At 41.7% G+C, this 17,527-nt stretch carries 18 protein-coding genes; all 18 read right to left on the bottom strand.

Annotation, left to right across the window (positions count from 1 at the left end; genetic code table 11):
• A partial coding sequence (gene atpD, locus A3735_RS10625) for a F0F1 ATP synthase subunit beta (RefSeq protein ID WP_068638031.1) occupies nt 1–892 on the bottom strand: 892 nt, incomplete at its 3' end.
• Nucleotides 893–948: 56 nt separating this feature from the next.
• Nucleotides 949–1,809, bottom strand: coding sequence for a F0F1 ATP synthase subunit gamma (gene atpG / locus A3735_RS10620; protein ID WP_068507290.1), 861 nt, complete (start codon nt 1,807–1,809; stop codon nt 949–951).
• A gap of 92 nt (nt 1,810–1,901) precedes the next feature.
• On the bottom strand, nt 1,902–3,446 hold the full coding sequence (atpA, locus tag A3735_RS10615; protein ID WP_068507291.1) for a F0F1 ATP synthase subunit alpha: 1,545 nt from the start codon (nt 3,444–3,446) through the stop codon (nt 1,902–1,904).
• 30 nt (nt 3,447–3,476) lie between these two features.
• The gene (locus tag A3735_RS10610) at nt 3,477–4,013 is read right to left on the bottom strand and encodes a F0F1 ATP synthase subunit delta (RefSeq protein ID WP_068507297.1); all 537 of its coding nucleotides are present in this window, start codon (nt 4,011–4,013) and stop codon (nt 3,477–3,479) included.
• A gap of 16 nt (nt 4,014–4,029) precedes the next feature.
• Entirely contained in the window at nt 4,030–4,500 is a 471-nt protein-coding gene (locus tag A3735_RS10605; protein WP_068507299.1) for a F0F1 ATP synthase subunit B, read from the bottom strand.
• Nucleotides 4,501–4,558: 58 nt separating this feature from the next.
• Complete coding sequence (gene atpE, locus A3735_RS10600; RefSeq protein WP_068507301.1) at nt 4,559–4,798, bottom strand: F0F1 ATP synthase subunit C; 240 nt, start codon at nt 4,796–4,798, stop codon at nt 4,559–4,561.
• 62 nt (nt 4,799–4,860) lie between these two features.
• Entirely contained in the window at nt 4,861–5,739 is an 879-nt protein-coding gene (gene atpB / locus A3735_RS10595; protein ID WP_068507303.1) for a F0F1 ATP synthase subunit A, read from the bottom strand.
• A gap of 37 nt (nt 5,740–5,776) precedes the next feature.
• Nucleotides 5,777–6,181 carry a F0F1 ATP synthase subunit I gene (locus A3735_RS32535; RefSeq protein ID WP_068507305.1) on the bottom strand — a complete coding sequence of 135 codons (405 nt, stop codon included), beginning with the start codon at nt 6,179–6,181 and terminating at the stop codon, nt 5,777–5,779.
• Nucleotides 6,182–6,512: 331 nt separating this feature from the next.
• A complete protein-coding gene (locus A3735_RS10585) occupies nt 6,513–7,379 on the bottom strand; it encodes a ParB/RepB/Spo0J family partition protein (RefSeq protein WP_068507307.1) in 867 nt (288 codons plus the stop codon).
• Nucleotides 7,380–7,445: 66 nt separating this feature from the next.
• Complete coding sequence (locus tag A3735_RS10580) at nt 7,446–8,246, bottom strand: ParA family protein (RefSeq protein WP_068507309.1); 801 nt, start codon at nt 8,244–8,246, stop codon at nt 7,446–7,448.
• A 44-nt stretch (nt 8,247–8,290) separates the two neighbouring features.
• A complete protein-coding gene (gene rsmG, locus A3735_RS10575) occupies nt 8,291–8,941 on the bottom strand; it encodes a 16S rRNA (guanine(527)-N(7))-methyltransferase RsmG (RefSeq protein ID WP_156490478.1) in 651 nt (216 codons plus the stop codon).
• A gap of 35 nt (nt 8,942–8,976) precedes the next feature.
• The gene (gene mnmG, locus A3735_RS10570) at nt 8,977–10,872 is read right to left on the bottom strand and encodes a tRNA uridine-5-carboxymethylaminomethyl(34) synthesis enzyme MnmG (RefSeq protein WP_068507310.1); all 1,896 of its coding nucleotides are present in this window, start codon (nt 10,870–10,872) and stop codon (nt 8,977–8,979) included.
• Nucleotides 10,873–11,220: 348 nt separating this feature from the next.
• Nucleotides 11,221–13,092: an MFS transporter gene (locus A3735_RS10565; RefSeq protein ID WP_068638029.1), complete on the bottom strand. Its 1,872-nt coding sequence runs from the start codon at nt 13,090–13,092 to the stop codon at nt 11,221–11,223.
• A 60-nt stretch (nt 13,093–13,152) separates the two neighbouring features.
• Nucleotides 13,153–14,529 carry a tRNA uridine-5-carboxymethylaminomethyl(34) synthesis GTPase MnmE gene (gene mnmE / locus A3735_RS10560; RefSeq protein WP_068507313.1) on the bottom strand — a complete coding sequence of 459 codons (1,377 nt, stop codon included), beginning with the start codon at nt 14,527–14,529 and terminating at the stop codon, nt 13,153–13,155.
• Nucleotides 14,530–14,546: 17 nt separating this feature from the next.
• Nucleotides 14,547–16,226, bottom strand: coding sequence for a membrane protein insertase YidC (yidC, locus tag A3735_RS10555; RefSeq protein WP_068507314.1), 1,680 nt, complete (start codon nt 16,224–16,226; stop codon nt 14,547–14,549).
• Between the two features lie 37 nt (nt 16,227–16,263).
• Nucleotides 16,264–16,518 carry a membrane protein insertion efficiency factor YidD gene (gene yidD, locus A3735_RS28865; protein WP_082865167.1) on the bottom strand — a complete coding sequence of 85 codons (255 nt, stop codon included), beginning with the start codon at nt 16,516–16,518 and terminating at the stop codon, nt 16,264–16,266.
• A 52-nt stretch (nt 16,519–16,570) separates the two neighbouring features.
• A complete protein-coding gene (gene rnpA / locus A3735_RS10550) occupies nt 16,571–16,972 on the bottom strand; it encodes a ribonuclease P protein component (RefSeq protein WP_068507316.1) in 402 nt (133 codons plus the stop codon).
• A 3-nt stretch (nt 16,973–16,975) separates the two neighbouring features.
• Nucleotides 16,976–17,110 (bottom strand): 50S ribosomal protein L34, encoded by a 135-nt coding sequence (gene rpmH / locus A3735_RS28860; protein ID WP_082865166.1) that lies wholly within the window; start codon nt 17,108–17,110, stop codon nt 16,976–16,978.
• Nucleotides 17,111–17,527 lie beyond the last annotated feature (417 nt).

Here is a 17,527-nt window from a genome sequence, read left to right as displayed (position 1 = left end):
ATGTGATCGAACCAGTCTTAGTAGATGTAATACGCTCCTGAAGAACACCCATTTCCTCAGCTAGTGTAGGCTGATAACCTACCGCTGAAGGCATACGACCTAGCAGTGCTGATACTTCAGTACCTGCCAGTGTGTAACGGTAGATATTATCAACGAACAATAGTACGTCTTTACCCTCGTCACGGAACTTCTCAGCCATTGTCAAACCAGTCAAGGCAACACGTAGCCTGTTTCCTGGTGGCTCGTTCATCTGACCGTATACCATCGCTACCTTAGAGTCTGTTGGAGTCTCTAGGTTTACAACGCCAGCTTCCTGCATTTCGTGATAGAAATCGTTACCCTCACGAGTACGCTCACCAACACCTGCGAATACTGAAAGACCAGAGTGCTTCAGTGCGATGTTGTTGATCAATTCCATCATGTTTACAGTTTTACCAACGCCCGCACCACCGAATAGACCAACTTTACCACCCTTAGCGAATGGACAAACCAAGTCGATTACTTTGATACCGGTTTCTAGCAATTCAGCCGATGCTGCTTGCTCTGCGTAAGTAGGTGCTTTACGGTGAATAGGCATACGCTCTTGCTCACCGATGTCACCACGCTCGTCGATTGGGCGTCCTAGAACGTCCATGATACGACCCAAAGTTTCTGGACCAACAGGTACAGAAATTGGTGCGCCAGTGTTATCTACATTCAGCCCACGCTTTAGACCTTCAGTACTACCCATTGCGATAGTACGTACGATACCATCACCTAGTTGCTGCTGTACTTCAAGTGTTGTATCAACACCATCAACCTGCAACGCATCATATACATTTGGAACTGATTCGCGCGCGAATTCAACGTCGATTACAGCTCCAATAATTTGTACGATATTTCCGCTACTCATGTCCGGATCCTCGTTAACTTTTAATCTTTAAATACACAAAATTTGCCAGGAACTACTTATACCGCAGCTGCACCACTAACGATCTCAGAAATTTCCTGAGTAATCGCTGCTTGACGCGCTTTGTTATAAACCAACTGCAATTCCTTGATAATGTCGCCCGCGTTGTCTGTTGCAGATTTCATTGCGATCATTCGAGCTGCCTGCTCACATGCTACATTTTCAACAACCGCTTGATAAACTTGCGATTCAACGTAACGCGTTAACAAGCCATCTAGTAAGTCTTTCGCTTCAGGCTCGTAAATATAATCCCAATGATGCTGCATTTCACTTTCTTCAGCAGCTTCTAACGGTAACAATTGTACTACTTCAGGGCTCTGCGTCATGGTGTTTACAAACTCGTTGTATACCACGTAAAGGCGGTCGATCTTGCCTTCTTCGTAAGCATCCAACATCACCTTTACAGAACCGATCAGCTCATGTGCTGCAGGTGCGTCACCAAGGTGACTTAATGCAGCAACGACATTACCGCCGTAGCTTTTAAAGAAGCTAATTGCTTTTTGTCCAACCGCGCAAAGATCGACTTCTACTGCGTTATCCGCGTAGTTTTTCATATCTTTAGCAACTTTCTTGAACAAGTTGACGTTCAAACCGCCACACAAACCTCGGTCTGTAGAAACGATGATATAGCCAACACGCTTAACTTCGCGCTCTTGCAAATATAAGTGCTTATATTCTGTGTTCGCATTTGCCAAGTGACTGACAATCGAACGAATTTTTTCTGAGTAGGGCTTACCCAAACTCATACGATCTTGAGCTTTACGCATCTTACTCGCGGCAACCATTTCCATTGCGCTTGTAATTTTCTGCGTGCTTTTTACGCTCGAAATCTGATTTCGTATCTCTTTACCAACGGCCATTTTATATCGCCTTTAAAGTCTTGTTCACTTTGAGGTATAAATGACAGTCGAGTACTGCAGTATTCATAGATCTCCAGTACTCAACAATCGGCTTACCAAGTTTGCGTCGACTTAAATTGCTCAAGAGCTGATTTAATGCCGTCAGCGATATCATTGTTGTAATCGCCTTTTTCGTTAATCTTATCGAGTAATGCTGAATGTTCAGCACTCATGTAAGACAACATTGCATCTTCAAAATCAACAACTTTGTTTACTGGCACATCATCCAAGAAGCCTTCATTAGCGGCATAAAGAACGATACCCATTTCAGCAACGCTTTGTGGGCTGTACTGCTTTTGCTTCATAAGCTCTGTCACACGCTGACCGTGCTCTAGCTGCTTACGTGTTGCATCATCAAGGTCTGATGCGAACTGAGCAAATGCTGCCAATTCACGATACTGAGCCAAAGCCAAACGTACGCTACCACCTAACTTCTTGATGATCTTAGTCTGAGCTGCACCACCAACTCGTGATACCGAAATACCTGCGTTCATTGCAGGACGAATACCAGAGTTAAATAGGTTGGTCTCAAGGAAGATCTGACCATCTGTAATCGAAATTACGTTAGTTGGTACGAATGCAGATACGTCACCACCTTGTGTTTCGATGATCGGTAGAGCTGTCAATGAACCAGTTTGGCCCTTAACTTCACCATTGGTGAACTGCTCAACGTAATCAGCGTTTACACGTGATGCACGCTCTAGTAGACGTGAGTGCAAGTAGAATACGTCACCTGGATATGCTTCACGACCTGGTGGACGACGTAGTAGCAATGAAATCTGACGGTATGCCCAAGCTTGCTTGGTCAAATCATCAAATACGATCAATGCGTCTTCACCGCGGTCACGGAAGTATTCACCCATTGTTGTACCGCCGTATGGCGCTAAGAACAACATTGCTGCTGGATCAGCTGCACCTGCCGCAACAATGATCGTGTGATCCATTGCGTCATGCTCTTCAAGTTTACGTACAACCGCAGCGATAGAAGATTGCTTCTGACCAACTGCTACATAGATACACTTAACACCTGTGTTCTTCTGGTTAATGATTGCATCGATAGCGATTGCAGTCTTACCAGTCTGACGGTCACCGATGATCAACTCACGCTGGCCACGGCCGATAGGTACCATTGAGTCAATCGCTTTCAAACCAGTTTGTACTGGCTCATCAACTGATTGACGTGCGATTACACCTGGTGCAACTTTTTCTAAAGGTGCAGTTAGCGTAGTCTCGATAGGACCTTTACCATCAATTGGGTTACCTAGTGCATCAACAACACGGCCAAGCATTGCTTCACCGATTGGTACTTCTAGGATACGACCCGTACATTTTGCTTTCTGACCTTCGGCAAGACCTTTAGGGTCACCTAGGACAACGACACCTACAGAATCACGCTCTAGGTTAAGCGCCATACCGTATACGCCGGTTTCAAACTCTACCATCTCACCATACATTACGTCGGCAAGACCGTGAATTAGAACGATACCGTCAGATACACTGACGATAGTGCCCTCATTTTGGGCTTCAGAAGAAACATCGAGAGTTTCGATGCGCTTCTTAATAATTTCGCTGATCTCAGCTGGGTTTAGCTGTTGCATGCGTTAAATCCTCAAATCTGAATCTGCTACCTAAGCACTAACCGCTTCGGCCAATTTTGCAATTTTGCCACGGACAGAAGCATCGATGACTAGATCGTTGGTGCGGATAATTACGCCACCAATCAACGACTCATTTACAGTCGATGTAACAACGACTTTACGATCTAGTTTCTTACTTAGTACTTGTGCAAGCTTATCTTGTTGTTCACCGCCCAGTTCAAAAGCACTCTCCACATCGACGTCTACTGACATCTCTAGCTGTGCTTTGAAACCTTCAAACAATTGAGCAATCTCTGAAAGTAACTCTAATCGGTCATTTTCAGCCAACACAACGATAAAGTTTTTACCTTCATCATTTAACTTATCACCACATGATTCGATGAAAAGCTGTGCTTTTTGCTCACTTGTCAATGCTGGGTGGTCTAGAACAACACTCATGTTCTCGTCCATAGCTACTGCAGAAGAATAAGCAAGCATGTCTGACCAAACTGTCAAAGCTTCCTTATCCTTCGCGGCCTGAAAAGCGGCTTTAGCGTAGGGTCGGGCAATCGTAATTGATTCTGCCATCATCCACTCTCAAAACTTAAATTTCTGAGGCAAGCTGATCGAGTAACTCACCATGTTTGCTTGCATCGATTGAAGATCCAAGAATCTTTTCTGCGCCCGCAATTGCGATTGCAGATACTTCAGCGCGAAGCTCTTCTTTCACGCGATTCTTTTCTTGCTCAATTTCAGCTTTAGCAGCAGTGATTAATCTGTCACCTTCTTGACGAGCAGTTTCTTTCGCTTCGTCAACAATTTGATTTGATCGTTTGTTCGCTTGCTCGATTAGTTCAGCTGCTTGTGCTTTCGCTTCTTTTAGCTCTTCAACTGCTTTTTTCTGTGCAAGTTCAAGATCTTTAGACGCTCTGTCAGCCGCTGCTAAACCGTCGGATATTTTCTTTTCGCGTTCTGTCATTGCACCAATGATTGGTGGCCAAACATACTTCATGCAAAATAGCACAAAGCCTGCGAAGAAAATCATTTGTCCAATAAGTGTGTAATTGATATTCACACTAATTACCTCACTTTCGTTGTTAGTTTACGTTTTTAGCTAACTAAAGACGTGTCTATTAAGCACCAACGCCTGGAGCAACAACGAAAATCAAGTACATAGCGATACCAACACCGATAATTGGCACAGCATCGATCAAACCAGCTAGTAAGAACATCTTACCTTGTAGCATTGGACCAAGTTCTGGCTGACGCGCAGTACCTTCCAATAGACGTCCACCAAGTAGACCCATACCAACTGCCGCACCAAGTGCACCAAGACCAAGCATAATTGCAGCTGCAATAATTACTAGTTCCATTTTTTTCTCCTGCTTTAAGTTAAAAAGTTAAGTTAGTTAAAAGAAAAGTTTAAAAATTTAGATTAATGATCTTCGTGAGCCATACTCAGGTACACGACGGTCAAAACCATAAAAATAAATGCTTGTAGCGTAATAACCAAGATATGGAATATCGCCCAACCGATCTGCAAGAAACCACCGAACAGACCAAACAGCAAACCAGCGCTGTACATGACGGCAATCAAAATGAAGATCATTTCACCGGCGTACATGTTCCCGAATAGTCGCAAGCCCAATGAAAACGGCTTAGCTAATAGACCGACTAATTCCATAAATAGGTTCACAGGGATAAACGCCCAGTGATTGAAAGGGTGCATGGTAAGCTCTTTAGTAAAGCCACCAATACCTTTAATCTTGATAGAGTAGTAAAGCATTAGGATGAATACACCTAAAGCCATACCTAGTGTGATGTTAGGGTCTGTTGATGGAACAATCTTCTGATAACCAACGCCCACAAATGTAAGCAACCATGGCACTAGATCAACCGGGATCAAGTCCATTAGGTTCATGAAGAATACCCAAACAAAGATTGTTAATGCCAAAGGAGCAATAAGTGGGTTACGTCCATGGAACATATCTTTAACGTTACCATCAACGAAATCGACAATCATTTCGATAAAGTTTTGGAAGCGACCAGGTACACCGCTAGTTACCGATTTGGCAACGGAACGGAAGATCATGCAGAAAATAACACCTAAGCCAAATGACCAAAGTAAACTATCTACATGAAATGCATTGAAACCCATTGCAGCAGCTTCTTCGCCACCGTGAGCCATTGTCCAAGTTGCTTCTTGTAGCGTTGTGCCATCATAACGAACAGTACCAGCAGGAAGCTGGCCGAAAGTTAGGTTACTTAAGTGATGCTGAATATATTCAGTGGTTGTTAGACTATCGCCTGCCATAGTTAAGGGCCTACATTATAGAGTTAAAAATTCTAAATTATGCTTTGTGTGAGTTCGGCTTACTTACTAAGAGAGCCGAGAAACAGTTCATCACTAAAACACTGATAAAGGTGGAGTAAAGTGCTAAGTAATCCAGAGGCTCTACAAACTTGAATATAAGTCCGAAGCTCAGTGCAATGATTACTAATTTGGTGCTCTCACCTTTATAAAAATTTATAACTATTTTTTGGATTGACCGAGCGCCACTGTACAAAAACGCTTTAACACCAAAATATAGTTGTGGGATAACAAATATAACCCCACCCAATAGCGAAGAGTATGCCGCAACGCTTCCGCTAACTAAATAGTACCCTGCGCAAATGACACTCGTAAGAGCCATCTGAGCAATAAAAATCTTGTAAATCGGCGGCTTATTTATGTCAGCCTTTTTTCTACTGTTCATTAATCTTGCCTACTACATTGCTACCTTTTGATGTCACTGCGCTGTAGTTAGCAGATATCTTCCTTAATTACCTTCGACTTAAGATACAGCCATTAAGTTGCTGTTCTTTTAAGACATTTTGTTATCGTTAGCTCTTGTTTTTATTTTTCTTTAGTCTTATCGAGTCGCGGCGCTTAACATTCATTCTCGCCAACTTTCTTCTTCGGCCTAATCAGGCCTCTCGAAGCGTGGCAGATTATAGGGGTTATAATCTGTGCATTCAACCGCTCTAGGGATGAATATTCACTTAAGTTACAAAAAAGAATCGATTATTTTTCGATCAAGTTAGATTTCACTTGATATGAGTCAAAATTCCATCTAACTCATCAAGAGAATTATATTTAATCACTAGCTTACCTTTGCCTGTATTTGAATGCTGAACACTCACTTCTGCACCTACTTTTTCAGATAGATCTTCTTGTAAGCGTGATATATCGGCATCGGGTTTTGGCTTAGCTGCTTTATTTGTAGGCTTGTCTTCTATTAGGCGACGGACGAGTGCTTCGGTCTGTCGTACTGAAAGCGACTTCAACTCAACCTGACGAGCCACAATTATCTGTCGCTCGGTATCTAACGATAACATCGCTCTGCCATGGCCCATCTCCAAGTCGCCATGCTCTAGCATCAACTTTACTTCATCTGTTAGGTTGATCAGGCGAAGCAAGTTAGTCACGGTTGACCTCGATTTACCAACGGCTTCAGCTACTTCGCTTTGGGTAAGTTCAAACTCATCTTGCAAACGCTGTAAAGCGGTGGCTTCTTCCATTGCATTAAGGTTTTCACGCTGAATATTCTCGATAAGCGCCATTGCAACAGCCGCATCATCTTCAACATCACGAATAATTGCGGGGACTTTATCGAGCTGAGCGATTTGTGCTGCCCGCCAACGCCTTTCGCCCGCAATAATTTCATAGGAGTCTTCGCCACGAGAACGAACCACTATCGGCTGCATAATACCTTGCTGTCGAATTGACTCGGCGAGCTCTTCGAGTGCATCAGGATCCATGTCACGACGAGGCTGATATTTACCTCGTTTTAGAAACTCAACTGGAAGTTGCTTAAGGTCTCCATCGTTTTCAACTTCTTTTTTAAAGTCGACATTTGAGCCCTTGAGTAAAGCGCTTAAACCTTTTTCCCCTAAACCTCGTTTCTTTGCCACGTATTTTCCTACTCACTTAGTAACGCTTGATGATGACCTTTAAAAGTCATGAGCTTAATTATTGTTTTATGCTTCAGCCAAGTCGGCTTTTTTTGCTGCTGCTTTGTTCTTTCTGACGATTTCACCGGCCAATGCCAAATATGCAATCGCACCTTTTGAAGCTTTGTCATAATGTAATGCTGACATACCGTGACTGGGTGCTTCCGCTAGTCTTACATTTCTTGGAATTGCGACTTTATATAGCTGTTCACCGAAATATTCCTGAAGTTCATCAGATACATCTCTGGTTAAACTATTCCTTGGGTCATACATAGTACGAAGTATGCCGGAAATTTCTAACTTCGGATTGATGGTTTCTCTAATCTGCTCAACCGTATTCATTAATGCGGCCAAGCCTTCTAGCGCATAATATTCGCATTGCATTGGAATGATAACGCCGTCCGACGCTGATAAGGCATTAACGGTTAGCATATTTAGAGAAGGAGGACAGTCGATCAAGACGAATTCATAATCATCACGAATAGATTTTAAGGCTTGCTTCAGTCTATGTTCACGGCCAATCTCATTAAGGAGCTCGACTTCCGCTGCAGTCAGATCGCCATTGGAAGGAATAACATCGTATTTACCAACGACTGAACGCGTAATGACCTCTTGAACATCGGCCTTTTTGGTCAGTACATCATAGGCCGTATATTCAATTTCATTCTTGCTGATCCCGCTACCCATAGTTGCGTTTCCCTGCGGATCAAGATCAATAAGGAGAATTCTGCGTTTGGTCGCAGCCAGCGATGCAGCAAGATTTACAGTGGTGGTCGTTTTTCCAACCCCCCCCTTCTGGTTAGTAATCGCATAGATTTTCGCTGGCACTGTGTAACCCTCACTTATAGACGCTTTCAATAGCAATATGCTTATTACGCTGAAGTTTTCTCTATGATAATTAAATGCCTGTCCTCTTCACAAGCGGGAACACATAACTTAATTGCGTTTTTAACATGATAATCTATTGGCAGTGCATTAATCTCATCTTTTGGATGCAAACCTTTCATTGCTAAAAACTCACCCTTTTCAGTAAGTAAGTGCTTACATAGTTTTACCATATTATCTAGCGCTGTAAATGCGCGTGACATAATTTGGTCAAATTGTTTATCCTGCGCAACACTCTCTACACGTCCATGCACTATTTCGATATTGGCTAGCGAAAGTGTAATCTTACTCTGAGTCAAAAAGCGTGTCTTTTTACCATTGCTGTCGACCAGCAAAAAGCGCTTTTCTGGAAACAAGATGGCCATCGGTATACCGGGTAATCCAGGGCCGGTACCGATATCAGCGATGTCCTGACCTTTTATATAAGGAGCAATGCTAAGCGAGTCGACCAGATGTTTAATCAACATTTCTTCCGGGTCACGAATAGCCGTCAGATTGTAGGCTTTATTCCATTTGATCAATAACTCTAAATAGTCGAGTAAAAGGCCATTCTGCTCTTCATTTAGAGTAATACCTATTTTTTCTGCCGCGTCGCTTAGAATATTACTAAAGTTGGCACGTTGCGATGCATTGATCACGTCTATTCTCTTTTAAGATACGTGAAGTGCCGAAATCAGGCACTTTCATGTTTGATTGATTTAGATAAAGATTTTTTCTTCAGATATATGAGTACCAATGACACAGCAGCCGGTGTAATTCCCGGAATTCTAGATGCCTGGCCAATTGTTTCTGGTTTAACCTCTAATAGTTTTTGCTTAATCTCATTGGATAGACCAGAAATTCCATCATAATTGAAATCGATTGGCAGCTTGGTTAATTCATTCTTTCTTAAACGATCAATCTCATCCTGTTGACGACTGATATAACCATCATACTTGGTTTGTATTTCAATCTGTTCAGCAACAGCATTAGAAATTGTTGGATCACCGTTTATTTCAGCAATACTTTGATAATTGATTTCAGGACGCTTTAGCAAGTCACGAAGGCTGTATTCTCTCGAAATAGGTCGATCAAAATATTTGTCAGCAATCTTCCCACCTTCTGAGCCAGGTTGCACCCAAGTTGTTTTTAGACGCTCTGTTTCTTTCTCGATTGCTTCGCGCTTGCTTGAGAATTGTGACCAGCGCTCATCGCCTACAAAACCTAAATTACGTCCGATCTCAGTTAACCTTAGGTCAGCATTATCTTCGCGTAGTAACAAACGGTATTCAGCACGGCTTGTAAACATACGGTAAGGCTCACTGGTTCCTAGTGTAATCAGATCATCAACCAGTACTCCGATATAAGCTTCATCTCGACGAGGGCACCAAAGCATATCACCACTTGCTTTCAACGAAGCATTCATACCAGCAAGTAAACCTTGGGCACCGGCTTCTTCATAACCAGTTGTGCCGTTAATTTGGCCAGCGAAAAACAAGTTCTCGATAAACTTTGTCTCTAGGCTTTGTTTCAAGTCTTGAGGGTTAAAGAAATCGTACTCAATTGCATAACCAGGCCGCGTAATATGTGCTTTCTCGAAGCCCTTCATTGAACGCACTAAGTCAATTTGCACATCAAAGGGCAAACTAGTTGAAATGCCGTTTGGATATAACTCATGCGTTGTCAGCCCTTCAGGCTCGACGAAAATCTGGTGGGAGTCTTTATCTGCAAAACGATTAATTTTATCTTCAATAGAAGGGCAGTAACGTGGGCCTGTTCCTTCTATGATGCCTGTAAACATGGGTGAACGATCAAAACCTGAGCGAATAATCTCATGCGTACGTTCATTAGTATGGGTTACATAGCAAGAAATCTGTTTTGGATGTTGTTCAACTGTGCCGGTATAAGACATTACCGGTAAAGGTGTATCACCTGGCTGTTCGTCCATTACGCTAAAATCAACTGAACGTGCATCAATTCGGGGCGGTGTACCCGTTTTTAAACGGCCAACACGAAAAGGCATTTCTCTTAAGCGTTTTGCCAATGCTATCGACGGTGGATCTCCCGCACGTCCACCTGAATGGTTTTCTAAACCAATATGAATAACACCGCCTAAAAAGGTTCCAGTTGTCAAAACAACGGTCTTTGAATGGAAGCGAACTCCCATATTGGTGACAACGCCACAAGCCCGGTCATTTTTAACAATCAAGTCATCAGCCGATTGTTGGAAAATATCCAGGTTTTCCTGGTTTTCCAGGGTTTCTCGAATTGCGGCTTTATATAAGATTCTATCTGTTTGTGCGCGTGTAGCTCTTACCGCTGGCCCTTTACGGCTATTCAGCACTCGAAATTGAATACCCGCCAAATCGGTTGCTCGTGCCATAGCACCATCTAGAGCATCGATTTCTTTAACAAGATGACTTTTACCAATACCACCAATTGCTGGATTGCATGACATTTGACCCAGCGTCTCGATATTATGCGTAAGTAGAAGGGTTGATGAGCCGCGACGCGCTGCGGCTAAAGCAGCTTCAGTCCCGGCATGTCCACCACCAATAACAATAACATCGTAATGTTTTGCGAAATCCACCTAGCATCCCCAGTCAAATAAAATAGCCGCGCATTATAAAGATTTGAGTGATAAATAGCAGCCTTTATCGTTTATTTTTTATACAGTTTTGCACTTATGACTCAAATTTTGAGTGTCTTAAAATAAATCTGTGTTCTTAATGTAAATAAATGAACATTCACTCAGTTTTAATGAATTCAAGCACTTATCACACGATTATAAAGAAGTTATCAAACAACTTATCCACAGGCACATTAATTTTAAACTTTAACAAAACACTATAAGCATTTGTTAAATAAAGATATATTGAATTTAACTCTTAAACCATAAGTTAGAGGCTAAAGTTATCCACAGCTTGGCATAAGTGCTCTATTGAACATTTCCTCTTAAGTGCATAACTTTCGATTGCAACAATTCGGCGCTTACTAGATCTGGATTAAGTGGTTTATCAGCAATTACCCTTACCTTAGACCAGAAACGTTTAGGACCTTTCGAAAAGGCAGCTCCATCTTTATGGCTAAAAACACTTCCCCAAAGGCCTTGTAGGGCCATCGGCACTACTTGGACAGGATCACGCCCGATTATTATTTCAATGCCAGTTTTAAACTCGTTGATATCGCCAGTTCTTGTCAGCTTACCTTCCGGGAAAATACAAATTATCTCTTCATTGTTTAGTGCTTCAGATATTGACTCGAAAGCTTGATCATAAATTTCTTGATCCTGATGCGCAGGCGCGATTGGAATGGCTTTGACCGCTCTGAAAAACCAAGCTAAAAATTTGTTTTTGAAAATATTATGATCCATCACGAAGCGCATAGGGCGTCTACATGCACCGGCAAGTATGAGCGCATCAACATATGATACGTGATTACAAACCACTACTGCTGCACCTTCGCGAGGAATATTATCCAAGCCTTCGTGGCTGACTCGGTACATGGTATGACCTAATATCCATATACAAAAGCGAATCGCAAATTCATCTACTTGATAAAATATGTATAGGCAAACAACGAAATTCATTATGGATAAAACCAGGAAGAATTCTGGTATTTCAAGACCTAGCATTCCCAGTAAGATCATTCCTGTGATAGCGCTTCCCACCATAAACAAGGCATTCATAATGTTAATCACAGCGATGGTTCTCGCTCTAAAAGCCGGTTCCGCTCTTTCCTGGACAAAGGCATAAAGTGGGACGATAAAGATGCCTCCTGAGATACCTATACCGATCAGATCAATCAACACTCTAAAAGAACCTTCAGCGTTTAGGAATGTAAGCCAAGTGTGGATAATTTCAGGTTGATGAGGAATTGCGCTATAAAGATCTACACCAAATAGGCTTAATCCCAACGCGCCAATCGGTACAATACCCAACTCAACCTGTGATGAAGACAGTTTTTCACAAAGCATCGAGCCAAGTGCAACACCAATGGTAAATACCGCCAATAGTAAGGTGACGAGTGAGGAGTCCCCCAACAAGACTTCTTTCGAGAAGTTAGGGAATTGCGTTAAATAAGCTGCACCTAAAAACCAAAACCAGGAGATTGCCGCAATTGCTAAATATATCGGCCGGNGCTTTCTTGCTTCGACAATTAGAGAGTGGGTAGTTTTAATAGGGTTATATGAGACTGTTATATCAGCTTGGCTCGGTGGGGCCAAAGGTATTGAACGGCTACTAAGATAACCGAGCAATGCAAAAAACACGACGGCACATGCTGTCACAATCAGAAAGCTATCTAATTGCATGATGATACCAGCGCCAATAGTACCCAAAAGAATCGCAACAAAAGTGCCCATGCCTATCAGCGCATTGCCACCGACCAATTCTTCTGACTTTAGGTGTTGAGGGATGATGGCATATTTTGCAGGTCCAAAAAATGCTGACTGCGTTCCCATCACAAATAGTAAAACCAGGAGCAGGGAATACCACTCCATCAACAAGCCTAATGCTGCCACCGACATAATAAGAATTTCAGCAAACTTAATTTTTCGAATTAGGCCTGATTTTTCATATTTATCGGTAATTTGGCCAGCAATAGCAGAAAAGATGAAGAAGGGCAGAATAAATAGACCTGCTGCCAGGTTAAGAACCGTATCAGCATTCATACCTAAGGCATCCGATGCCTTGAATGCGATGATCAGCATTAGGGTATTTTTATAGATATTATCGTTAAATGCCCCCAAAAACTGGGTAGCGAAAAAGGGGGCAAATCGTTTGCTTTTCAATAAGGCCGATTGACTCATCCTTGTCTCCTGTAACTAGTTTAAGCAAGCCAACAGTATAGAGCTCTGATCAGTCGCTAGCTACTTTCCAATACAGAAACTACTGAAGATTTCACCAAGAAGGTCATCGGGCCTGAACTTACCGGTAATTTCCCCTAGATTATCTTGGGCAATACGCAGCTCTTCGGCTAATAACTCGCCGGCATTGAGCTCTGTTAGCTGTCTTCGACCAAGATTTACAGCATCCAAAGCACGATTTAAGGCATCTAGGTGCCGTCTGCGTGCAGTAAATGTACCTTCATTATTAGCCTTATAACCAACGCACTCTTTAAGGTGATCTTGTAGTAAGCTTAAGCCTTGTTTTTGCTTAGCGGATAAAGAAATAAGTGGGAATTCACCAAGCGAAGCAGTCGATGGGGCTTCTGACGTTTTATCCACTTTGTTTCGAACAATTGTTATATGGTCCTGATTATCGAGCTTTTCCAAAAACTCTGGCCATAGCGTGTCTGGTAATGAGTCAGAGTTTGATTCAATAGATGAAGCATCAACAACTAAAAGAATTCGATCAGCTTGTTCAATTTCCTGCCAAGCTCTATCAATACCAATCTGTTCAACTTTATCAGTACTTTCTCGAAGCCCTGCCGTATCAATAATATGTAAAGGCATTCCATCAATATTGATCTGCTCTTTAAGCACATCACGTGTAGTTCCTTCAATATCAGTCACAATAGCTGAATCGCGTCCTGCTAAAGCATTCAGCAAACTAGACTTACCTGCATTTGGACGACCGGCAATTACCACCCTCATTCCTTCAGTTAGTAGTGCCCCTTGATTCGCATTATTGATTAAGTCATTCAAGGTATCAATCAGAGTATCAACTTGCTCCAGGACATGTGACTCAGAAAGAAAATCAACTTCTTCTTCAGGGAAATCAATTGCTGCTTCCACGTACATTCGGAGTTTAATCAAGCCGGATACAATGGCATCAACTTGCTGAGAAAAGTCCCCTTGTAGGGAACGCAAAGCAGAACGAGCAGCCTGCTCGGAAGTACTGTTTATCAAGTCAGAAATAGCTTCAGCCTGAACCAGATCCAGCTTGTCATTAAAAAAGGCGCGTTGAGAAAATTCTCCCGCTTCTGCTAAGCGAGCACCATTCGAAACGATGGCTTTTAACAAAAGATCCAGAATGACCGGGCCACCATGAGCTTGGAACTCAACGACGTCTTCACCGGTAAAGGAGTGGGGACCTTTAAAGTACAGGGCAATTCCCTGATCTAAACGTAAACCATCTGGATCATAGAAATCGCAATAATGTGCATATCGATTCTTAGGCTCAAAATGAACCATCAGTTTAGCGATATCTAAGGCTTTTGGGCCTGATACCCTGACAATTCCAACTCCGCCACGACCTGCCGCCGTAGCAAGAGCTGCAATAGTGTCTTGATAATATTCACTCATATCAAGAACAGGGTAGATTAAGCGTTAGCTTTTTCGATTTGTCTGGTAATTACCCACTGCTGTGCAATCGACAGAATATTGTTTACTAACCAGTAAAGAACTAGCCCTGAAGGGAACCATAAGAAGAAAACAGTCATTACAACAGGCATAATCTTCATGATCTTAGCTTGCATTGGATCAGGCGGAGATGGATTTAGCTGCATTTGGATAGCCATACTTGCACCCATCAGAATCGGCAGAATGAAGTAAGGATCCATTACCGATAGATCGTGAATCCAGAACATAAATGGAGCATGGCGTAATTGAACACTCTCCATCAAAACCCAGTATAAAGCGATAAATACAGGCATCTGAACAAGAATAGGCAGACAACCACCAAGAGGATTAATTTTCTCTTTCTTATAGAGCTCCATCATTCCTTGAGACATCTTCTGACGATCATCGCCATACTGTTCTTTTAAAGCTTGTAGCTTAGGTGCTACCCGACGCATATTCGCCATAGAACGATAACTTGCAGCCGACAACTTGAAGAACAAAGCCTTAACACAAACAGTCACTAGAATAATTGCAAAACCCCAGTTCAATACAATGCCATAGAAGAAATCAAGCAATAGGAATAGTGGCGTTGCTACCCAGAATAACCAACCAAAATCTACGGTTAAATCAAGGTTTGGTGCAATAGCTTCCAAACGCTCCATAATCTTTGGACCAATATATAACTGTGCAGATGTCGTCTTGGTTTCTCCTGGAGCGACTTCGATTGCAGGGCTAATAAAGCCCATCAAATATCGACCGCCTTTCACGCGTGTTTGATAAGTATGAGTAACGCCATTATCTGGGATCCAGGCACTTAGGAAGTAATGCTGAATAAATGCAACCCAACCACCATGAATTTGTTCATTGATAGGGGAGTCAAGCATGTCTTCAAAGTCATATTTCTCGTAAGGTTTTTCAGCGCTTGAAAGCGCCATTCCCAAAAATGACTGCATACCCATACTATTTTGGCTCGATGGGTCAGAGGAACGATCTCTTACAATCTTTCCAGACAGGTTTGCCTGCCAGTTATCATTAGTCTTGTTATTAATGATATAGCTGACATTAATCAGATAATCATTGCGCTTGAATTCATAACGCTTAGTAATTGATACACCATCATCACTTTCAAAATTAAGGTCTATTGAAAGGCTATCTTGTCCTTCTTGTAACTCGTATGAAGAAGATGATGATGAGTAAATAGGAGCTGGGCCGTTTTTAGAGGAATCATATCCATTTTTTCCAAATAGACCACTTTCAACAACGTAATGTCTACCATTACCACTTTCCAACAGCGCCAGTGCTTCTTCTGAGCCTAAGCTAACTTTATGCTGAGGCATTTTTGCCGAAATAACATTACCGCCTTTAAGATCAAGATATAAATCTAATACATCTGTTTTGATATGAACGCTTGACGATTGTTGCGAGGTGGAATTCTTTGTTTGGGCTGTGCTATCAATACTTGCAGCAGCAGACTCAGGTACAGTAAATTCAGAATCTTCGCTACTTTCTGCAGAAGTACTTAAACCAATAGACTCTTGTGGAATGGCTTGTTTAACTGCGGTTTGCGATGCTTGCTGGCCATAATCTTCATTCCAGGCAAGTATCAACATATATGATACAACTGCTAAGCCAACAAAAATAATGCTACGTCTAAGATCCATAATAATTCACTACCGTAAATATCTTATAAAGATAGAGTTATAAAGGTTTTGATTGTTTATCTGAGGAGGATTTTGTCTTCTTTTCCGGTACAGGGTCGTGTCCACCTTCACAACCCGGATGGCATCTTAACACACGATGTACTGCAAGAAAGCTTCCTTTAAATATACCGTGAATTTTTACAGCTTCGAGGGCATATTCAGAGCATGTTGGATAATATCGACAAGAAGGGCCGAGTATAGGACTAATACAGAGTTGATAAGCGCGAATTAGACCAATGATAACTTTTCTCATCATGGTTCTCAGCAAAATTATGTCCTTACTAACACTTTTCAGCAGTCAGTAGTTACGAAGTCCGAGCTGACTTAGTCTTCTTATCAGACTTATTTTGAGATGTTTTACGAACTAACTTACGCCACAGATAGTCTAGTTCTTGAGTGCATTCTTTGCTGCTAGATAAATCAGCACCTTTCTTTGCAAGAACAATAATATCAAGGTTTGGAAGCGAACTACGCTTAGTCCGAAACGATTCTCGTAATAAGCGTTTAATTCGGTTCCGTTGTACAGCGAGTTTTACGTTCTTTTTAGCAACGATTATTCCGAGTCTGCTATCTGAGTTATTCAGGCTTCTAGTCAACATCAAATAATGTTTACTGGAAACTCGTATATCAACAGACTCAAAAACATCACTATAATCACTCGATTTTAGTAGCCGAGTTGATTTAGGAAACTTAAAACTGGAGTACAAGTTTTATGCACTTAGTTCTTTACGGCCTTTAGCACGACGTCGGTTCAAAATCTGACGACCACTTTTAGTTGCCATACGTGCTCTGAAGCCATGTGTACGCTTACGCTTAAGTACGCTAGGTTGGAATGTTCTTTTCATTTCCAGTACTCACAATAAATAGGGTGAAAAAAAATTGGAGCGAGATTGTAATTGTTTAGGCAAGATTATTCAATCCATATTCTCATTTTTATTTAAAGTTTATCTTAGGTCTTATCTTTTCCCATCCCTTAAATAATATTATTTATATATTCTCTTCTTATACTTATGTTCTATTAAGGGGAGCAATTTCTGTTGATAAGAGAGTAAATTCCTTTAAAAACATTTATTTAAGTCTTTAGTAAGTATAAGGGAAAAGTTAGGAAAAGACGTGATTATCGATTGAATAAAACTTGGATAAATCAGAGATTAATTTATACACATTTTTATCCTTGGGTTTATCCACAATTTATTTCTACTACTTTTTGCAATAATCGAGCACTAAAAAAAATTAGCTGTAAAATTGTGCACAAGCTTGTG

Source organism: Oleiphilus sp. HI0061, assembly GCF_001635675.1.
Note: the sequence above shows the minus strand (reverse complement) of the source record. Positions and strands in the feature narration are given on the sequence as shown.

What these genes read in the sequence shown, in the direction of transcription:
- A3735_RS10610 (WP_068507297.1), bottom strand. Translation starts at nt 4,013, where the DNA reads ATGGCAGAATCAATTACGATTGCCCGACCCTACGCTAAAGCCGCTTTT.
- atpG (WP_068507290.1), bottom strand. Translation starts at nt 1,809, where the DNA reads ATGGCCGTTGGTAAAGAGATACGAAATCAGATTTCGAGCGTAAAAAGC.
- mnmE (WP_068507313.1), bottom strand. Translation starts at nt 14,529, where the DNA reads ATGAGTGAATATTATCAAGACACTATTGCAGCTCTTGCTACGGCGGCA.
- atpA (WP_068507291.1), bottom strand. Translation starts at nt 3,446, where the DNA reads ATGCAACAGCTAAACCCAGCTGAGATCAGCGAAATTATTAAGAAGCGC.
- yidC (WP_068507314.1), bottom strand. Translation starts at nt 16,226, where the DNA reads ATGGATCTTAGACGTAGCATTATTTTTGTTGGCTTAGCAGTTGTATCA.
- yidD (WP_082865167.1), bottom strand. Translation starts at nt 16,518, where the DNA reads ATGAGAAAAGTTATCATTGGTCTAATTCGCGCTTATCAACTCTGTATT.
- rpmH (WP_082865166.1), bottom strand. Translation starts at nt 17,110, where the DNA reads ATGAAAAGAACATTCCAACCTAGCGTACTTAAGCGTAAGCGTACACAT.
- atpE (WP_068507301.1), bottom strand. Translation starts at nt 4,798, where the DNA reads ATGGAACTAGTAATTATTGCAGCTGCAATTATGCTTGGTCTTGGTGCA.
- A3735_RS32535 (WP_068507305.1), bottom strand. Translation starts at nt 6,181, where the DNA reads ATGAACAGTAGAAAAAAGGCTGACATAAATAAGCCGCCGATTTACAAG.
- atpB (WP_068507303.1), bottom strand. Translation starts at nt 5,739, where the DNA reads ATGGCAGGCGATAGTCTAACAACCACTGAATATATTCAGCATCACTTA.